This is a genomic window from Variovorax flavidus (assembly GCF_030317145.1).
Lineage (GTDB): Bacteria > Pseudomonadota > Gammaproteobacteria > Burkholderiales > Burkholderiaceae_C > Variovorax > Variovorax flavidus.
Window position 1 is genome coordinate 268830 of sequence record NZ_JASZYE010000001.1, and the last position, 18268, is coordinate 287097.

17 protein-coding genes are annotated in these 18268 nt (G+C 64.2%); 15 read left to right on the forward strand and 2 right to left on the reverse strand.

What is annotated here, in order from left to right; translation table 11 throughout:
- The first annotated feature begins 23 nt into the window (after window positions 1-23).
- The 13 genes from bamA to QTH90_RS01355 all read left to right on the forward strand — a co-directional run bounded on the left by bamA (window position 24) and on the right by QTH90_RS01355 (window position 14216).
- Window positions 24-2435 (forward strand): outer membrane protein assembly factor BamA, encoded by a 2412-nt coding sequence (bamA, locus tag QTH90_RS01295; protein WP_286662735.1) that lies wholly within the window; start codon window positions 24-26, stop codon window positions 2433-2435.
- A complete protein-coding gene (locus QTH90_RS01300; RefSeq protein ID WP_286662736.1) occupies window positions 2435-2965 on the forward strand; it encodes an OmpH/Skp family outer membrane protein in 531 nt (176 codons plus the stop codon). The genes bamA and QTH90_RS01300 overlap by 1 nt, the downstream gene beginning before the upstream one ends.
- A gap of 14 nt (window positions 2966-2979) precedes the next feature.
- Window positions 2980-3966 carry a UDP-3-O-(3-hydroxymyristoyl)glucosamine N-acyltransferase gene (gene lpxD, locus QTH90_RS01305; RefSeq protein WP_286662737.1) on the forward strand — a complete coding sequence of 329 codons (987 nt, stop codon included), beginning with the start codon at window positions 2980-2982 and terminating at the stop codon, window positions 3964-3966.
- On the forward strand, window positions 3963-4412 hold the full coding sequence (gene fabZ, locus QTH90_RS01310) for a 3-hydroxyacyl-ACP dehydratase FabZ (RefSeq protein WP_286662738.1): 450 nt from the start codon (window positions 3963-3965) through the stop codon (window positions 4410-4412). Before lpxD ends, fabZ begins: the two co-directional genes overlap by 4 nt.
- A 10-nt stretch (window positions 4413-4422) precedes the next feature.
- Complete coding sequence (lpxA, locus tag QTH90_RS01315; protein WP_286662739.1) at window positions 4423-5211, forward strand: acyl-ACP--UDP-N-acetylglucosamine O-acyltransferase; 789 nt, start codon at window positions 4423-4425, stop codon at window positions 5209-5211.
- A gap of 8 nt (window positions 5212-5219) precedes the next feature.
- Entirely contained in the window at window positions 5220-6368 is a 1149-nt protein-coding gene (gene lpxB / locus QTH90_RS01320) for a lipid-A-disaccharide synthase (protein ID WP_286662740.1), read from the forward strand.
- Window positions 6340-7044, forward strand: a complete 705-nt coding sequence (gene rnhB / locus QTH90_RS01325; protein WP_286662741.1) for a ribonuclease HII — start codon at window positions 6340-6342, stop codon at window positions 7042-7044. The genes lpxB and rnhB overlap by 29 nt, the downstream gene beginning before the upstream one ends.
- Window positions 7041-7820: a TrmH family RNA methyltransferase gene (locus QTH90_RS01330; protein WP_286662742.1), complete on the forward strand. Its 780-nt coding sequence runs from the start codon at window positions 7041-7043 to the stop codon at window positions 7818-7820. Before rnhB ends, QTH90_RS01330 begins: the two co-directional genes overlap by 4 nt.
- A gap of 136 nt (window positions 7821-7956) precedes the next feature.
- Window positions 7957-9141: a glutamine-hydrolyzing carbamoyl-phosphate synthase small subunit gene (gene carA / locus QTH90_RS01335; protein WP_286662743.1), complete on the forward strand. Its 1185-nt coding sequence runs from the start codon at window positions 7957-7959 to the stop codon at window positions 9139-9141.
- Complete coding sequence (gene carB, locus QTH90_RS01340) at window positions 9134-12361, forward strand: carbamoyl-phosphate synthase large subunit (protein ID WP_286662744.1); 3228 nt, start codon at window positions 9134-9136, stop codon at window positions 12359-12361. The genes carA and carB overlap by 8 nt, the downstream gene beginning before the upstream one ends.
- A 17-nt stretch (window positions 12362-12378) precedes the next feature.
- Complete coding sequence (gene kdoO / locus QTH90_RS01345) at window positions 12379-13248, forward strand: Kdo hydroxylase KdoO (RefSeq protein WP_286662745.1); 870 nt, start codon at window positions 12379-12381, stop codon at window positions 13246-13248.
- A 64-nt stretch (window positions 13249-13312) separates the two neighbouring features.
- Window positions 13313-13789, forward strand: a complete 477-nt coding sequence (greA, locus tag QTH90_RS01350) for a transcription elongation factor GreA (RefSeq protein ID WP_286662746.1) — start codon at window positions 13313-13315, stop codon at window positions 13787-13789.
- A gap of 13 nt (window positions 13790-13802) precedes the next feature.
- A complete protein-coding gene (locus QTH90_RS01355; protein ID WP_286662747.1) occupies window positions 13803-14216 on the forward strand; it encodes a DUF4149 domain-containing protein in 414 nt (137 codons plus the stop codon).
- Here the strand turns inward: QTH90_RS01355 and QTH90_RS01360 are convergent, their stop codons facing one another.
- Both QTH90_RS01360 and QTH90_RS01365 read right to left on the reverse strand, forming a co-directional pair.
- Window positions 14217-14984, reverse strand: a complete 768-nt coding sequence (locus QTH90_RS01360; RefSeq protein ID WP_286662748.1) for a glycosyltransferase — start codon at window positions 14982-14984, stop codon at window positions 14217-14219.
- A 2-nt stretch (window positions 14985-14986) separates the two neighbouring features.
- Complete coding sequence (locus tag QTH90_RS01365; protein ID WP_286566427.1) at window positions 14987-15466, reverse strand: YhbY family RNA-binding protein; 480 nt, start codon at window positions 15464-15466, stop codon at window positions 14987-14989.
- Window positions 15467-15486: 20 nt separating this feature from the next.
- Here QTH90_RS01365 and QTH90_RS01370 point away from each other — a divergent pair, with 20 nt between their 5' ends.
- Together QTH90_RS01370 and ftsH are read left to right on the forward strand one after the other, a co-directional pair.
- The gene (locus QTH90_RS01370) at window positions 15487-16155 is read left to right on the forward strand and encodes an RlmE family RNA methyltransferase (protein WP_286662749.1); all 669 of its coding nucleotides are present in this window, start codon (window positions 15487-15489) and stop codon (window positions 16153-16155) included.
- 164 nt (window positions 16156-16319) lie between these two features.
- Entirely contained in the window at window positions 16320-18239 is a 1920-nt protein-coding gene (gene ftsH, locus QTH90_RS01375; protein WP_286566424.1) for an ATP-dependent zinc metalloprotease FtsH, read from the forward strand.
- The last annotated feature ends 29 nt before the right edge of the window (window positions 18240-18268 follow it).

The following is an 18268-nucleotide window of genomic DNA, read 5'->3' on the forward strand; positions in this document are numbered from 1 at the left end:
TTCCGCGCCGGCTCAATTCACAGATGAACACAACATTCAGTCGCTTTCGCCTGCGCAGCGTCGCCGCGGTAGTGGTTAGCGCACTTGCAGCCACGGCAGCCTGGGCCGTCGAGCCTTTCACGGTTCGCGACATTCGGGTCGAAGGCCTTCAGCGCGTGGAGCCGGGAACGATCTTCGCCTCGCTGCCTTTCCGTGTGGGCGATACCTACAGCGACGAGCGCGGTTCGGCTGCGATCCGGGCACTGTTCGATCTGGGACTTTTCAAGGATGTGCGCATCGACGTCAACGGCAATGTGCTGGTGGTGATCGTCGAGGAGCGGCCCACCATTGCCGATGTCGATTTTGTCGGCACCAAGGAATTCGACAAGGCGGCGCTGCAGAAGGCATTGCGCGAAGTCGGTCTTGCTGACGGCCGGCCTTACGACAAGGCGCTGGCCGACCGCGCGGAGCAGGAGCTCAAGCGCCAGTACGTGAGCCGTAGTCTCTACAACGCGCAGGTGGTGACCACGGTCACGCCGATCGAGCGCAACCGCGTCAACCTGACCTTCACCGTGACCGAAGGCGAGCCTGCGCGCATTCGCGAGGTCCACATCGTCGGCAACAAGGATTTCAGCGAGTCCACGCTGCTCAGTCTTTTCGACCAGGACAGCGGCGGCTGGCTCAGCTGGTACACCAAGTCCAACCAATACTCGCGCGCCAAGCTCAATGCCGACCTGGAGACGCTGCGCTCGTACTACCTCACGCGCGGCTACCTCGAGTTCCACATCGATTCGACGCAAGTTGCCATCTCGCCCGACCGGCAAGACCTGTCCGTGACCGTGAACATCACGGAAGGCGAGAAGTTCGTTGTCTCGGGCGTCAAGCTCAGCGGCAATTTCCTTGGGCGCGAAGACGAGTTCAAGTCGCTCGTGACGATCAGGCCGGGGGAGCCCTACAACGGCGAACAGATATCGGAGACGATCCGGGCCTTCACCGACTATTTCGGCTCCTTCGGCTTTGCCTTCGCGCGCGTGGCGGCCGATACGGAGGTCGATCGCACCAACAATCGCGTTGCGCTGACCATCACCGGGGACCCTGGCCGTCGCGTCTATGTGCGCCGCATCGCGGTGGGTGGCAACAACCGCACGCGCGACGAAGTGATCCGGCGCGAGTTCCGCCAGTACGAAGCTTCGTGGTACGACAGTGACAAGATCAAGCTGTCTCGCGATCGCGTCGACCGCCTCGGCTTCTTCACAGAAGTGAATGTCGATACGCAGGAAGTGCCCGGCACACCGGACCAGGTCGACCTCACGGTCAATGTGACTGAAAAGCCGACCGGATCGCTGCAACTCGGCGCGGGCTTCTCCAGTGCCGACAAGGTGAGCCTGACCTTCGGCATCTCGCAGGAAAACGTGTTCGGCTCGGGCAACTACCTCGGCGTGCAGGTCAATACCAGCAAGTACAACCGCACGCTTTCGCTGACCACGACGGATCCCTATTTCACGAAAGAGGGCATCTCGCGCAGCTTCAGCCTGTACAGCACGACGACCCGGCCGTACTACTCGCAGGATGGCGACTACAAGCTCGTCAACGAAGGCGGGACCATTCGTTTCGGCGTCCCGTTCAGCGAGGTCGATACGGTCTTCTTCGGTGCCGGCCTCGAGCGCTACAGCTTCAGCCCTGGCAGCAACCTGTCTGGCCTGACGCCGCAGTCCTATCGCACGTATTTCAATTGCAACCCCAACGAATTGGGCTATGTCGCTTGCCAGGACGATTCGGTGTGGGGCGTTCCGCTGACCATCGGATGGGCGCGCGACGATCGCGACAGCGCGCTGATCCCGACGCGTGGCCGTTTGCAGCGCGCCAACCTCGAAATCGGGGTGGGCGGCGACATGAAGTACTACAAGGGCGGCTACCAATACCAGCAGTTCTTCCCCATCAACAAGCAGTACACCTTTGCGGTCAATGGCGAACTGGGTTATGCCAAGGCCTACGGCGGCAAACCGTACCCGATCTTCAAGAACTTCTACGCCGGCGGCTTGGGCTCCGTGCGCGGCTTCGAGCAGAACTCGCTCGGTCCGCGCGACGTTCCGCTGCTGGGCCAGATCGAGGGTGCCGCCATCGGTGGCACGAAGAAGGCCGTTTTCAACGCCGAATTGAGCACCCCGTTCCCAGGCGCCGGCAATGACCGGACGCTTCGCCTCTACGGCTTCTTCGACGTGGGTAACGTGTTCGGCGATCGCGACGCCTTCTCGACTGACAAACAGTGGGATGCGATCAAGAAGCTGCGGGCTTCCGTCGGTATCGGCATCAGCTGGATTTCACCGCTGGGACCGCTGCGGCTGGCCTATGCGTTCCCGGTGGTGTACCAGAAGGAAGACTTCAGCGATCCGGCGAGTCCCATCACGAAGGATAGAATTCAACGCCTGCAATTCCAGATCGGAACCTCTTTCTAATGACCCCATTGCTCCGCGTCGCCGGTGCGTTGCTGATTCCCGCGTTCCTGGCTGCGGGTGTGCCCGCCCACGCGCAGGAAACCTTCCGCATCGGCTTCGTCAATCCGGATCGCGTATTGCGTGAAGCCCAGCCCGCGAAGGCTGCGCAAGCCAAGCTGGAGGCTGAGTTCCTCAAGCGTGAGAAGGACCTGACCGCGCAGGGCGAGGCGCTGAAGGCTGCTTCGGAGCGGTTCGAGCGCGAGGCGCCGACGCTTTCGGAAACGCAGCGCGTTGCGCGCCAGCGTGCCCTGGTTGACCAGGATCGCGACTTCCAGCGCCGTCGCCGGGAGTTCCAGGAAGACCTGAACGCACGCAAGAACGAAGAGCTCCAGCAGGTCTACGAGCGTGCCAACCGGGTGGTCAAGCAGGTGGCTGAGGCTGAAAAGTACGACGCGATCCTGCAGGAAGCGATCTACATCAACCCGAAGCACGACATCACCGAGAAGGTGATCAAGGCGCTGAACGCGTCGACTTCTGCCGGCGGCAAGTAGCGCCGCGAAACGGCGTGGCACTGCGGCTAGGCGCAATCATCGAGGCCCTGGGGGGCGAGCTTCAGGGCGATGCTGCCCTGTCGATAGAGCGGCTGGCGCCGCTTTCGACGGCGCAGCCCGATGCGATCAGCTTCCTGAGCAACCCGAAATACCGCAAGGAACTCGCGGATTCGCGGGCCGGGTGCGTCATCGTGTCGCCCGCCATGAAGGAGGCCGCGGCCGAGCGTGGCGCGTTCATCGTGGCCCCCGATCCCTATCTGTACTTCGCACGGCTGACGCAGCTCTGGAAGAAGGCCCACGCCAGGCCTGAAACGGCCCGGATCCACCCCAGCGCCGTGATCGATCCTGACGCTTCGATCGACCCGACCGCCCGCATTGGCGCCCTGTGCGTCATCGAGCGCGGCGCGCGAATCGGCGCCGACACAGTCCTCAAGTCCGGCGTGACGGTCAGCGAGGACTGCGTCATCGGCGCGCGCTGCCTGCTGCATCCCGGGGTCGTGATCGGCGCCGATGGCTTCGGACTCGCGCCGCACGAAGGCGCTTGGGTCAAGATCGAGCAACTCGGCGCCGTGCGCATCGGTGACGACGTGGAAATCGGCGCCAACACCTGCATCGATCGGGGCGCCCTGGAAGACACCGTGATCGAAGACGGCGTGAAGCTCGACAACCTGATCCAGATCGGTCACAACGTACGCATCGGCAAGCACACCGCGATGGCGGGTTGTGCCGCCGTGGCGGGCAGTGCGACCATCGGCGCGTATTGCACAATCGGTGGCCGTGCCGGTGTCCTGGGACACCTGACGATCGCCGACCACGTGCACATTTCGTCTACCTCCCTGGTCACCCGGTCCATTCACAAGCCTGGCCACTACACTGGCGTGTTCCCCATCGACGACAATGCCGCCTGGGAAAAGAATGCAGCCACGCTCAAGCAACTGCACGGTCTTCGCGAGCGCCTGAAGGCGCTGGAAAAAATGACGATGCAGGACAAGAAATCATGACGACGACGCTCGATATCCATCAAATCCTGAAGCTGCTGCCCCACCGTTACCCGTTCCTTCTGGTGGACCGTGTGCTCGAGATGGAAAAGGGCAAGCGCATCACCGCGCTCAAGAACGTGACCATGAATGAGCCGTTCTTCAACGGCCATTTCCCGCACCGCCCGGTCATGCCGGGCGTGCTGATGCTGGAAGCGATGGCGCAGGCTGCAGCGCTGCTGTCCTTCCATTCGCTCGACATCGTTCCGGACGACAACACCGTCTACTACTTCGCAGCCATCGACGGCGCGCGTTTCAAGCGCCCCGTGGAACCCGGCGACCAGCTGACGCTCGAAGTCGAAATCGAGCGCATGAAGGCTGGCATTTCCAAGTTCAAGGGGCGCGCGCTGGTCGGTGCCGAACTGGCCTGCGAAGCGACGTTGATGTGCGCCATGCGCCAGATCAACTGAACCTGCTGGCATGACCCAGATTCATTCGACGGCCATCGTCGACCCCCAGGCCGAACTCGACCCGACGGTGAGTGTCGGTCCCTACGCCGTGATCGGTCCGCACGTCCGGGTCGGCGCGGGCACCACGATTGGCGCGCACTGCGTGATCGAGGGCAGGACCACCGTCGGCCGCGACAACCGGATCTTCCAGTTTGCATCGCTGGGTGCGGTGCCGCAGGACAAGAAATACGCCGGCGAGCCGACCGAACTGCTGATCGGCGATCGCAACACGATCCGCGAGTTCTGCACCTTCAACATCGGCGTGCCCGGCGCGGGAGGCGTCACGCGGGTGGGTAATGACAACTGGATCATGGCCTACACGCACATCGCGCATGACTGCCGTGTGGACGATCACACCACGCTCGCCAACAACACGACGCTGGCCGGCCACGTGCACCTGGCCGATTGGGTGACAGTGGGCGGGCTGACCGGTATCCACCAGTTCGTGTCGGTCGGCGCCCACGCCATGCTCGGGTTTGCCAGCGCCGTCACGCAGGACGTGCCGCCCTTCATGCTGGTGGACGGCAATCCTCTCGCCGTGCGCGGATTCAACGCGGTCGGCTTGCGCCGCCGCGAGTTCTCGCCGAGCCGCATTGCGGCCGTGAAGCAGATGCACCGGTTTCTGTACCGCCAGGGCAAGACCCTGGACGAGGCGCGCACCGCGATCGAGGCACTCGCTACCGAAGTGCCAGAGTCGGCGGCTGACGTCGCGATGATGAGTGAATTTCTCGCCGGTGCCACGCGCGGCATCGCGCGCTGAGCTGTCCCATGTCTGAAACGCAGCGGCAGTTCTCGCTGGTCGCCGGCGAGGCCTCGGGCGACCTGCTGGCGGGCCTGATGCTCGACGGGCTGCAGGCGCGTTGGCCCACCATGAAGGCGGCCGGCATCGGGGGGCCTCAAATGCTTTCTCGCGGCTTTGAAAGCTGGTGGCCGCAAGAGAAGCTCGCTGTGCGTGGCTACGTCGAAGTGCTGCGCCACTATGCGGAAATCGCCGGCATCCGGAGGCAGCTCAAGGCGCGGCTTCTTCGCGAGTCGCCGGACATCTTCATCGGCGTCGACGCACCGGATTTCAACCTGGATCTCGAAGCCGGGCTGCGGAGCCGCGGCATCAAGACGGCCCATTTCGTCTGCCCATCCATCTGGGCGTGGCGTCCGGAGCGCGTCGAAAAGCTGCGGGCAGCAGCCGACCACGTACTTTGCATCTTTCCCTTCGAGCCCGATTTGCTGGCAAAGCATGGCATCGCAGCCAGCTATGTCGGCCACCCGCTGGCCAATTTGATCCCGATGGCGCCGGACCAGGCAGCCGCCCGTGCCGAGCTTGGCATCGACGGCGACGCGAAGGTCGTGGCACTGCTTCCCGGCAGCCGGCGTTCCGAGGTGCGGCACATCGCTCCGAGGTTCTTTGCGGCGGCTGCGCTGATGTTGAAGGCGCAGCCCTCGCTCCGGTTCATCTCGCCAGTGCTGCCGAACCTCCGGGCTGACGTGGAGCAAGCGCTGCAAGCCGCAGGAATGACTGGTCGCGTGACGCTGCTCGATGGCCGCTCGCACGCAGCGCTGGCCGCTTGCGACGTCACCTTGATTGCGAGCGGCACCGCCACGCTGGAGGCGGCGCTCTTCAAGCGGCCCATGGTCATCTCGTATCACATGAATTCGCTGACCTGGAATCTGGTGATGCGCCACAAGCAATTGCAGCCCTGGGTCGGCCTGCCGAACATCCTCTCCGGAGAATTCGTCGTTCCCGAAGTGCTACAGGACGCCGCGACTCCGCAAGCGCTCGCTGCCGCCACCCTGGAGTGGCTTGACGCTCCCGACAAGGTTCACGCCTTGCAACAACGTTTTTGCGCGCTGCACACCGAATTGCTGCGCGATACGCCGACACTGTGCGCCGATGCGATCCAGAAAGTTCTTGAAGGCTGAACAGGCCACGCTCGTCTGGGACGCGCCAGGCCTCGTGGCGGGAGTCGATGAGGCCGGTCGCGGGCCGCTGGCGGGGCCGGTCGTTGCCGCGGCTGTCATCCTGGACGACCAACGCCCCATCCGCGGCCTAGCCGATTCGAAGACGCTCACGGCGTTGCAGCGCGAGCGACTCAACGACCAGATTCTGGCCAAGGCCCTGTGCTGCTCGGTCGCACAGGCGAGCGTGGAGGAGATCGACACCCACAACATCCTTCAGGCCACGATGCTGGCCATGCGACGGGCGGTCGAAGGCCTGCGCCTGAAGCCGGCCAAGGTGCTGGTCGACGGCAACCGGCTGCCGACGCTGGACGTGCTGGCGGAGGCCATCGTCAAGGGCGATGCCCGCGTCAAGGCGATTTCCGCGGCTTCGATCCTGGCGAAAGTGCATCGAGACCGACTCTGCGAGCAGTTGCACGCGGAGTTTCCGCATTACGGTTTTGCCGGGCACAAAGGCTACGGTACGCCCGAGCACCTCGAAGCACTGCTGCGCCATGGCGCCTGCGTCCACCATCGCAGATCCTTCAGTCCTGTGGCCGCGGCCCTTTCGAGGACGGCGAGCCAGGTGGAGCCTGCTGCCATGGTGGTGGAATCCATGGTGATCCAGACGAATTCCATCGAAATGCGGGTTTCACCGTGACTTCCGACGACGTCAGCCACGTCACATCCCGCAACAACCCGCTCCTCAAGGAGCTGCGCAAGCTGGCCCATGATCCGGGCGCATACCGCAAGGCGGGCCGCGTCTGGCTCGAAGGCGACCACCTTTGCCGCGCCGCGCGCGAGCGTGGGGTTCGGCCGGCCGTCGCGATCTTTGCCGAATCGTTGTGGCCTTCTGCGCGTCATGAATGGGCCAATGCGGCAGCCAAGACGGTCGTGCTGGCGGATGCGTTGCTGGCCGGTGTGAGCGGCCTGGAGTCGCCGGCGCCCATGGGTTTCGTGCTGGATCTGCCCGCGCGCCCGACGGTCGAGCCGGCAGCGCCGACCGTCGTTCTCGATCGCCTTCAGGATGCCGGCAATGTCGGCTCGATCCTGCGCAGCGCGGCGGCGTTCGGCTTCACTCAGGTCATCGCGCTCAAGGGCACGGCGGCGCTGTGGGCGCCCAAGGTGCTGCGCGCGGGGATGGGGGCCCACTTCGGCCTGCGGCTGATAGAAGGCGTCGAAATGGACGCGCTGGACGCCCTCACCATTCCCTGGATCGCCACCAGCTCGCACCGCGGCGATTTGCTGCACCGCACCAGCTTGCCCCACCCCTGTGCCTGGCTGCTGGGGCACGAAGGGCAGGGCGTTTCCGCCGCGCTGGAGGCGCGCGCGTCCCGGCACGTGCGCATTGCCCAGCCGGGCGGCGAAGAATCGCTCAACGTCGCGGCGGCGGCGGCAATCTGCTTGCATGCAAGCGTGGCAGGAGCCGGAACGTGAGCCTTCGGCGGCTATAATCAAGGGCTTTCCCGCTCACACCCCGCCCTCAGCGCACGCAAGCCAACTCCTCGACGAGAGTCGCAGCCCAAAGTCATATCTTGGGTTCGCTTTGGGCGTCATCCATCCGGAGATCCCAGTGCTTTTGTCTCTCAAGGGAAAATTCCCGCCCGCCATCCTGGCGCTTGCAGACGGCACGGTCTTTCTCGGCAACTCGATCGGCGCCACCGGCGTCACAACTGGCGAAGTGGTGTTCAACACCGCGATGTCCGGTTACCAGGAAATCCTGACCGACCCGAGCTATTGCCAGCAGATCGTGACGCTCACGTACCCGCACATCGGCAACTACGGCGTCAACGAGGAAGACATCGAGGCCGACAAGATCCATGCCGCAGGCCTGATCATCAAGGACCTGCCCCTCGTCGCGTCCAACTTCCGCAAGACCGCCACGCTGAACGAATACCTCGTGCGCGGCAAGACGGTCGCCATTGCCAATATCGACACTCGCAAGCTCACCCGCCACCTGCGCACCCACGGAGCCCAGAACGGCTGCATCCTCGGCCTGGCCGAGGGCGAAAAGGTGACCCAGGCCGTCATCGACAAGGCCGTGGCCGCGGCCAAGGCAGCGCCCAGCATGGCGGGCCTGGACCTCGCCAAGGTCGTGTCGGTCAAGGAAACCTACGAATGGACGCAGACCGAGTGGAAGCTCGGTTCCGGCTACGGCGTGCAGATCACGCCGAAGTTCCACGTCGTGGCCTTCGACTACGGCGTCAAAAAGAACATCCTGCGCATGATTGCGCAGCGTGGCGCGTGCATCACCGTCGTGCCGGCGCAGACGCCGGCGGCCGACGTGCTGAAGCTGCGGCCCGATGGCATCTTCCTCGCCAACGGCCCCGGTGACCCGGAGCCATGCGACTACGCGATCGAGGCCACGCGCCAGCTGATCGAAACGGGTATCCCGGTCTTCGGCATCTGCCTCGGCCACCAGATCATGGCGCTCGCCTCGGGCGCAAAGACCTTCAAGATGAAGTTCGGCCACCACGGCGCGAACCATCCCGTGAAGGACCTCGACAACGGCCGCGTGAGCATCACCAGCCAGAACCACGGCTTTGCCGTCGACGAAAAGACCTTGCCCGCCAACCTGCGGCCCACGCACATCAGCCTGTTCGACAACACGCTGCAAGGCCTCGCACGCACCGACAAGCCGGCCTTCTGCTTCCAGGGCCACCCGGAAGCATCGCCCGGCCCGCACGACATCGGCTACCTGTTCGACCGCTTCACGGCACTCATGCAAAGTCACAAAGAAGGACAGAAGAATGCCTAAGCGCACAGACCTCAAGAGCATCCTCATCATCGGCGCGGGCCCGATCATCATCGGCCAGGCCTGCGAGTTCGACTATTCCGGCGTGCAAGCCTGCAAGGCGCTGCGCGAGGAGGGCTACAAGGTCATCCTGATCAACAGCAATCCCGCGACGATCATGACCGACCCGGCCACGGCCGACGTCATCTACATCGAGCCGATCACCTGGCCGACGGTCGAGAAGATCATCGCCAAGGAGCGTCCCGACGCGATCCTGCCGACGATGGGTGGACAGACCGCGCTCAACTGCGCACTCGATCTGTGGCGCAATGGCGTGCTCGACAAGTACAAGGTCGAGCTGATCGGCGCCACGCCCGAAGCCATCGACAAGGCCGAGGACCGCCTGAAGTTCAAGGACGCGATGACCAAGATCGGACTGGGCTCGGCGCGTTCGGGCATCGCCCATTCGCTCGACGAGGCCTGGGCGGTCCAGAAGACCGTGGGCTTCCCGGTGGTGATCCGCCCGAGCTTCACGCTCGGCGGCACGGGCGGCGGCATTGCCTACAACCCCGAAGAGTTCGAGACCATCTGCAAGCGCGGCCTGGAAGCCTCGCCCACCAACGAGCTGCTCATCGAAGAGTCGTTGCTCGGCTGGAAAGAGTACGAGATGGAAGTCGTGCGCGACAAGGCCGACAACTGCATCATCGTCTGCTCGATCGAAAACCTCGACCCGATGGGCGTGCACACCGGTGATTCGATCACCGTCGCGCCCGCGCAGACGCTGTCGGACAAGGAATACCAGATCCTGCGGAACGCATCGCTGGCGGTGCTGCGCGAGATCGGTGTGGACACGGGTGGTTCGAACGTCCAGTTCTCCATCAATCCGAAGGACGGCCGCATGGTCGTCATCGAGATGAATCCGCGCGTCTCGCGTTCGTCCGCGCTGGCCTCCAAGGCCACCGGTTTCCCGATCGCCAAGGTCGCAGCCAAGCTGGCTGTCGGCTACACGCTCGACGAATTGCGCAACGAGATCACCGGCGGCGCAACGCCGGCGAGCTTCGAGCCCAGCATCGACTACGTGGTCACGAAGATCCCGCGTTTCGCTTTCGAGAAATTCCCGCAGGCCGATTCGCGGCTGACGACGCAGATGAAGTCGGTTGGCGAGGTGATGGCCATGGGCCGCACCTTCCAGGAATCTTTCCAGAAAGCACTGCGGGGCCTGGAAGTCGGCGTGGACGGCCTCAACGAGAAGACACAGGACCGCGAAGTCCTCGAAAAGGAACTCGGCGAGCCCGGCCCGGACCGCATCTGGTATGTCGGCGACGCCTTCGCCATGGGCCTGAGCGTCGACGAAGTCTTCGCGCTGACCAAGATCGACCCGTGGTTCCTGGTGCAGATCGAGGAGATCGTGAAGATCGAACTCGAACTCGAAACCAAGTCCCTCGACGACATCGACCGCGACACGCTGCTGGCGCTCAAGAAGAAGGGCTTCTCCGACCGCCGCCTCGCGCGCCAGCTGAAGACCACCGACACCGCGATCCGCGAGAAGCGCCGTGCCCTGGGCGTGCGCCCGGTCTACAAGCGCGTCGACACTTGTGCGGCCGAGTTCGCCACGAACACCGCCTACATGTACTCGACCTACGAGGACGAGTGCGAGGCCGAGCCGACCAACAAGAAGAAGATCATGGTGCTCGGCGGCGGTCCCAACCGCATCGGCCAGGGTATCGAGTTCGACTATTGCTGCGTGCATGCCGCACTCGCGATGCGCGAGGACGGCTACGAGACCATCATGGTCAACTGCAATCCCGAAACGGTCTCGACCGACTACGACACCAGCGACCGCCTGTACTTCGAGCCGCTCACGCTCGAAGACGTGCTCGAAATCGTCGACAAGGAAAAGCCGACCGGCGTGATCGTGCAGTACGGCGGCCAGACGCCGCTCAAGCTCGCGCTCGACCTGGAGGCCAATGGCGTGCCGATCATCGGTACCAGCCCCGACATGATCGATGCCGCCGAAGACCGCGAACGCTTCCAGAAGCTGCTGCACGAACTGAAGCTGCGCCAGCCGCCGAACGCGACCGCGCGCACCGAGGCCGAGGCGCTCGAAAAGGCGGCCGAACTGGGCTATCCCCTGGTGGTGCGCCCGAGCTACGTGCTGGGTGGCCGCGCGATGGAAATCGTGCACGAGCAGCGCGACCTGGAGCGCTACATGCGCGAAGCCGTCAAGGTCAGCAACGATTCGCCGGTGCTGCTGGACCGCTTCCTGAACGACGCCGTCGAGTGCGATGTCGACTGCCTGCGCGACGCCGAGGGCAACACGCTCATCGGCGGCGTGATGGAGCACATCGAACAGGCCGGCGTGCACTCGGGCGATTCCGCCTGCTCGCTGCCGCCGTACAGCCTCAAGGCCGAGACGATCGCCGAACTCAAGCGCCAGAGTGCCGCCATGGCCAAGGCGCTGAACGTGGTCGGTCTCATGAACGTGCAGTTCGCGATCCAGGAGAAGGACGGCCAGGACGTCATCTACGTGCTTGAAGTGAACCCGCGCGCATCGCGCACGGTGCCTTACGTGAGCAAGGCGACGGGCATCCAGCTCGCCAAGGTGGCTGCGCGCTGCATGGCCGGCCAGTCGCTGACCTCGCAGGGCGTCACGAAGGAAGTCACGCCGCCGTACTTCAGCGTCAAGGAAGCGGTGTTCCCGTTCGTCAAATTCCCGGGCGTCGACACCATCCTCGGCCCTGAGATGAAGTCGACCGGCGAAGTGATGGGCGTGGGAAAGACCTTCGGCGAAGCCTTCGTGAAGTCGCAACTGGGCGCGGGCACGCACCTGCCGAAGTCCGGCCGGGTGTTCATCTCGGTGAAGAACAACGACAAGCCGCGTGCGGTGGAAGTGGCGCGTGGCCTGGCGGCCCTGGGCTTCGAGCTCATCGCGACCAAGGGCACCGCGGCGGCCATCCAGGCCGCGGGCATCGCCTGCGCCGTGGTCAACAAGGTCACCGAAGGCCGTCCGCACATCGTCGACATGATCAAGAACAACGAGATTGCGCTGGTCATCAACACGGTGGAAGAGCGTCGCAACGCCATCGCCGATTCGCGCCAGATCCGCACCTCGGCGCTGTTGGCCCGTGTGACCACCTTCACGACGATCTTCGGCGCCGAAGCGGCCGTCGAGGGCATGCGGCACATGGATGAGCTCGACGTGATCTCGATCCAGGAAATGCACGCGCAACTCGCGCTGGCCTGACGACACGAGAGGCCCCCATGGAAACGCAGCTCGTCGAACTCGACCTGGCCGACTGGGGCGGCGCCGTGCCAAACGAGGCATGGATCGCCGCGCTGGAGGCCGGCAAGGTGCTGTACTTCCCGCGTCTCGGGTTCGACCTGCTGCCGGAAGAGCGGGCCTTGCTGTCGCCAGCGGTGCTGTCTCCCGATGTCCGCAACATCAGCCTCGACGCGAACGGGCGCATCAAGGGCGTGGCGGGAGACGAAGAGCGCCAGCGTGCCGTCGCAGCGATGGTCGGGCGGTTTCGCACGCAGGCGCAGCAGCTGATCCATGGCCTGCTGCCGCACTACACGCCCGCGCTGCGGCTGGCGCCGACCAGCTACCGGCCGGCGCAGGTCGAAACCCGCGTCCAGTCATGGCGGGCCGACGACCGGCGCTTGCATGTCGACGCCTTTCCCTCGCGGCCCAACTACGGCGAGCGGATCCTGCGCGTGTTCACCAACGCCAACCCCGAAGGCGCGCCGCGCGTGTGGCGCGTCGGCGAGCCTTTCGAGACCGTCGCACGGCGCTTCCTGCCACGCGCCAAGCCGTATTCGCGCTGGCAGGCGCACATGCTGCGGACGCTCCGCGTCACCAAGTCGCTGCGCAGCGAGTACGACCACCTCATGCTGCAGCTGCACGACGGCATGAAATCCGACCTGGACTACCAGAAGAATGCCGATCAGCAGACCGTGCCGTTCCCGGCCGGATCCGTGTGGGTCTGCTTTTCCGACCAGACCTCGCACGCCGTGATGTCGGGCCAGTACATGCTCGAGCAGACCCTGCATCTGCCTGCTGCAAGGCAATACAATCCCGATTCGAGCCCGCTCGCCATTCTGAGCCGGCTGACCGGACGCGATCTCGTCTGATCTTTTCTCTCCCATCGACCGCCGAACGGCAGCGTTCGGCGGTTTCGCTTTCTGGAGCAACAACGTGGCTACCATTCCCATCACCAAGCGTGGCGCAGAAAAGCTGCGCGAAGAACTGCAACGACTCAAGACAGTCGACCGCCCGTGGGTCATCAATTCGATCGCCGAGGCCCGCGCACAAGGCGACCTGAGCGAAAACGCCGAGTACGAAGCGGCCAAGGATCGCCAGGGCTTCATCGAAGGGCGTATCCAGGACATCGAGGGCAAGCTCTCGGCGGCGCAGATCATCGATCCGACCGCGCTCGATGCGGGCGGCAAGGTCGTGTTCGGCTCCACGGTCGAACTCGAGGACGAGAAGACGGGCGAAGCTGTCAAATACCAGATCGTCGGCGAGGATGAAGCCGACTTGAAGCTGGGCCTGATCAACGTCTCCAGCCCCATCGCGCGTGCGTTGATCGGCAAGGAAGAGGGCGATACCGCCGAAGTGCAGGCGCCCGGTGGCATCAAGCGCTACGAGATCGTCGCCGTCAGCTATCTCTGATCCGGAAGGCCCGATGAAGGACCGCATCGCCCTGTTGCTGGCCGCCTTCTGGTGGGGCAGCCTGACGACGATCGGATTCCTCGTGGTGCCGATGCTTTTCGCCCGGCTCGGCAATCCGGCGGTCGCCGGCAATTTTGCCGGGCAGTTGTTCGCGGCGCAGACCTGGGTGGCCCTGGGTTGCGGTCTGGTGCTTCTGGTTCACTTCCGCGCGCAAGGTGGCGATCGGGTCGAAGGGCCGGCGCGGACCGCGATTTTTCTGATCATCATGGCCCTGTTGCTGGCACTGCTCCAGCAATATGCCGTCTCGCCGCGCATCCTGGCGCGCGAGAACCTCAAGCTCTGGCACTCGCTGGGGAGCGCCATGTACCTCGGTCAGTGGGTGTGCGCCGGCGTCCTGCTCTGGCGCATGGGACGCCGGCAGGCCTGATCAGGCCTTCCAGAACTGCGTGATCCAGCGCGCCGGCCGAATGAACCGGAAGCGCCGGTTGCGCCGCCCCGCCAACGCGTCCGGCGGGTTGCATTCCCCGTGGAACACCATGATCTTCGCGCCTTCCGGAACGAAGGGCTCGCGCCAGTAGTTGGTCGGCCAGGTTGGAATCCCGTGGTACTTGAAGCTCGGGCACCATGCCTCGGGCCAGTAGGCGAGCGTGCCCTTGCGGTACATGAAGTCCGAGAGGTAGGTCTGCTCGTTCCGGAACTCGGCCTGCACGGCATCCATGTTCTGCCGGAAATAGGCGAGCACGTCGGGGTGCGCACCCAGTTCAAAGCGGTACACCGACGAGTTGCCGGTGATGCGCCGGCGCCGCCAGGGGCGCTCGTAGTCGTGAATGATCAGGAATTCGCCCGGGTACTCGAAGAATTCGTCCAGGCTGCCCACCACCACCACGTCGAGATCGACAAAGAGGGCCGTGCCGCGCAGGCCATGAAGATCCTGCTCGAAGGTGGTCAGCTTCTTCCAGGCACGGTCGACTTGCCCCGGCGCCAGTTCCAGGGCCAGGGGCGGGATCGGAAAGCACTCCACCTCGCTGCGGATGCCCTTGCTGTCATCGGTCAGGCACACGAACTTGAAGTCGCCGCTCAGGTGGCGGCGGACCATGGCGTAGAGGCGATTGACGTAGTCGGGCCCGTACTTGGTGCCCCACTTCATGCACAGGATGTGCCGCTGTTGCGGTCCGGCCGCTGTCTCGCTCGGCATCCTCAATCCGCCTGGCGCCGCTTCTTGACCGACAGCGGCTTCCGGGCCTTGGCTCGCTTGATCGTGCCGCCGGGCGTCAGGCGCTGGTTGCCGAGGACGCGCAAGGTCTTGATCTCGGGGCGCTGCCCGGCACGCTTGCTGTATTTGATGACCTTGACATCTCGCGGACCGGGCATGCGGTCTTCGTCGATTTCCCGCTCCTTCTCAGGAATGGGCCGCCAGAGGACGAGCAGCTTGCCGATGTGCTGGATCGGCGCGGCGTCCAGTTCGTCGGCCAGTGTCTGGAGCATGGCTTCGCGGGCGGTGCGGTCGTCGGAAAACACGCGCACCTTGATCAGGCCATGGGCCTTGAGCGCGGCGTCGGCTTCCTTCTTGACGGCCGGCGTCAGCCCGTCTCCGCCGATCATGACGATCGGGTCCAGATGGTGCGCTTCGGAGCGGTGCACCTTGCGCTGCGCAGGGGTAAGTTGAATGGCGGGCATCCCCGTATTATCGAGCGTCAATGAATTCCAAACCGAAAAGCAAGAAGGTCAACAAGGCGTGGCTGCACGACCACATCAACGACCCGTACGTCAAGCTGGCCACACGGGAGGGTTATCGAGCCCGGGCCGCCTACAAATTGAAGGAAATCGACGAAACGCTGGGGCTGATCAAGCCCGGCCATCTGGTCGTCGACCTCGGCTCGACGCCCGGCGCCTGGAGCCAGTACGTCCGGCGCCGCATGTCGCCCGGTGGTGCCGCCTCGGGCGAACTGGCGGGCACCATCATCGCGCTCGACATCCTGCCCATGGAGCCGATCGAGGGCGTGACCTTCCTCCAGGGCGATTTCCGCGAAGCCGACGTGCTGGAGCGGCTGACCCAGGCGATGGGTGGGCGGCTGGCCGACGTGGTCGTGTCCGACATGGCGCCCAACCTGTCCGGCATCGCATCCGCGGACGCCGCGCGCATCTCGCACCTGATCGAGCTTGCGATCGACTTCGCGCACCACCACATGAAGCCCGAAGGCGCGCTGGTCGCCAAGCTGTTCCACGGTAGCGGCTACAGCGAACTGACGAAGCTTTTCAAGGACAATTTCCGCATCGTGAAGCCGATCAAGCCGAAGGCTTCGCGCGACAAATCGTCCGAAACCTTCATGGTGGGGATCGGGCTCAAAGCATCGGATACGAATTGATACTCGCTGCGCCGCGGTCCTCGCGACCTAAAACCGCTTGTGCCCTATGGCTGCTATAGGGAAATCAGGGTGTTTCGCGGGTTGAAAAGCCTAAAATGGGCGCCAATTGCGTGCCCTCTGCGCGTTTTTGTTTTCATACCACGCGCTATCGACTGGAGCTTCGTTTGAACAATCAGTGGTTTTCCAAAGTTGCCGTCTGGCTCGTCATTGCGATGGTGTTGTTCACTGTGTTCAAGCAGTTCGACACCCGCGGCGTCGCTGGGGCAGGCAACATCGGCTATTCCGATTTCCTCGAGGAAGTTCGCAACAACCGCATCAAGAGTGCCACGATCCAGGAAGGCCAGGGCGGCAGCGAGATCGTCGCCATCACCAATGACGACCGCAAGATCCGGACGACGGCGACCTACCTCGACCGCGGCCTGGTCGGCGACCTGATCGCCAACAACGTCAAGTTCGATGTCAAGCCGCGCGAAGAGGGCTCGCTCCTCATGACGCTGCTCGTGAGCTGGGGACCGATGCTGCTGCTGATCGGTGTCTGGGTCTACTTCATGCGGCAGATGCAGGGCGGCGGCAAGGGCGGCGCCTTCAGCTTCGGCAAGAGCAAGGCCCGCATGCTCGACGAGAACAACAACCAGGTGACCTTCGCCGACGTCGCGGGCTGCGACGAGGCCAAGGAAGAAGTGAAGGAAGTCGTCGACTTCCTGAAGGATCCGGCCAAGTTCCAGAAGCTCGGCGGGCGTATTCCGCGTGGCCTGCTGCTGGTCGGCCCCCCCGGCACCGGCAAGACCTTGCTCGCAAAGAGCATCGCCGGCGAAGCCAAGGTTCCGTTCTTCTCGATCTCCGGTTCGGACTTCGTCGAAATGTTCGTCGGCGTGGGCGCTGCCCGTGTGCGCGACATGTTCGAGAACGCCAAGAAGAACGCTCCCTGCATCATCTTCATCGACGAAATCGATGCGGTCGGTCGTCAGCGTGGCGCCGGCCTCGGCGGCGGCAACGACGAGCGCGAGCAGACCCTCAACCAGATGCTGGTCGAGATGGACGGTTTCGAAACCAATCTCGGCGTGATCGTGGTGGCCGCGACCAACCGCCCGGACATCCTCGACGCTGCGCTGCTGCGCCCGGGCCGCTTCGACCGCCAGGTCTACGTGACGCTGCCGGACATCCGCGGGCGCGAACAGATCCTCAACGTCCACATGCGCAAGGTGCCGCTGGGCCAGGACGTGAACCCGAGCATCATTGCTCGCGGCACGCCGGGCATGTCGGGTGCCGACCTGGCCAACCTGTGCAACGAGGCTGCGCTGATGGCGGCTCGCCGCAACGCGCGCGTCGTCGAGATGCAGGACTTCGAGAAGGCCAAGGACAAGATCTTCATGGGCCCCGAGCGCAAGAGCATGGTGATGCCCGAGGAAGAGCGCCGCAACACGGCCTACCACGAGTCCGGACACGCGCTCATCGGCAAGCTGCTGCCCAAGTGCGATCCGGTCCACAAGGTGACGATCATCCCGCGTGGCCGCGCGCTTGGCGTGACCATGAGCCTCCCCGCGCAGGACCGCTACAGCTACGACCGCGAATACATGCTGAACCAGATCAGCATGCTGTTCGGCGGCCGCATCGCCGAAGAGGTGTTCATGCACCAGATGACCACTGGCGCCAGCAATGACTTCGAGCGTGCCACGCAGATCGCCCGCGACATGGTGATGCGCTACGGCATGACGGAATCGCTGGGCCCGATGGTCTATGCCGAGAACGAAGGCGAAGTGTTCCTGGGCCGCTCGGTCACCAAGACCACCAACATGAGCGAATCGACCATGCAGAAGGTCGATGCGGAAGTGCGTCGCATCATCGACGAGCAGTACGCCCTGGCGCGCCGGCTGATCGAGGAAAACAGCGACAAGATGCACGCGATGGCCAAGGCCTTGCTCGAATGGGAAACCATCGATACCGAGCAGCTCGACGACATCATGGCTGGCCGCGCACCGCGTCCGCCCAAGGATTGGACTCCGCGCATTCCGCCTTCGGGCAGTGGTGGCGGCAGCGGTGGTACGCCGGCGGTGAATCCCGATCCGGCGCCGACCGCAGCCTGAGCATGACGCTTTGGCAATCAACGGGGCCG

Coding starts and splice junctions, on each gene's coding strand:
- bamA (WP_286662735.1), top strand. CDS start 24: ATGAACACAACATTCAGTCGCTTTCGCCTGCGCAGCGTCGCCGCGGTA.
- QTH90_RS01300 (WP_286662736.1), top strand. CDS start 2,435: ATGACCCCATTGCTCCGCGTCGCCGGTGCGTTGCTGATTCCCGCGTTC.
- fabZ (WP_286662738.1), top strand. CDS start 3,963: ATGACGACGACGCTCGATATCCATCAAATCCTGAAGCTGCTGCCCCAC.
- lpxA (WP_286662739.1), top strand. CDS start 4,423: ATGACCCAGATTCATTCGACGGCCATCGTCGACCCCCAGGCCGAACTC.
- lpxB (WP_286662740.1), top strand. CDS start 5,220: ATGTCTGAAACGCAGCGGCAGTTCTCGCTGGTCGCCGGCGAGGCCTCG.
- rnhB (WP_286662741.1), top strand. CDS start 6,340: ATGCGATCCAGAAAGTTCTTGAAGGCTGAACAGGCCACGCTCGTCTGG.
- carB (WP_286662744.1), top strand. CDS start 9,134: ATGCCTAAGCGCACAGACCTCAAGAGCATCCTCATCATCGGCGCGGGC.
- kdoO (WP_286662745.1), top strand. CDS start 12,379: ATGGAAACGCAGCTCGTCGAACTCGACCTGGCCGACTGGGGCGGCGCC.
- QTH90_RS01355 (WP_286662747.1), top strand. CDS start 13,803: ATGAAGGACCGCATCGCCCTGTTGCTGGCCGCCTTCTGGTGGGGCAGC.
- QTH90_RS01360 (WP_286662748.1), bottom strand. CDS start 14,984: ATGCCGAGCGAGACAGCGGCCGGACCGCAACAGCGGCACATCCTGTGC.
- QTH90_RS01365 (WP_286566427.1), bottom strand. CDS start 15,466: ATGCCCGCCATTCAACTTACCCCTGCGCAGCGCAAGGTGCACCGCTCC.
- QTH90_RS01370 (WP_286662749.1), top strand. CDS start 15,487: ATGAATTCCAAACCGAAAAGCAAGAAGGTCAACAAGGCGTGGCTGCAC.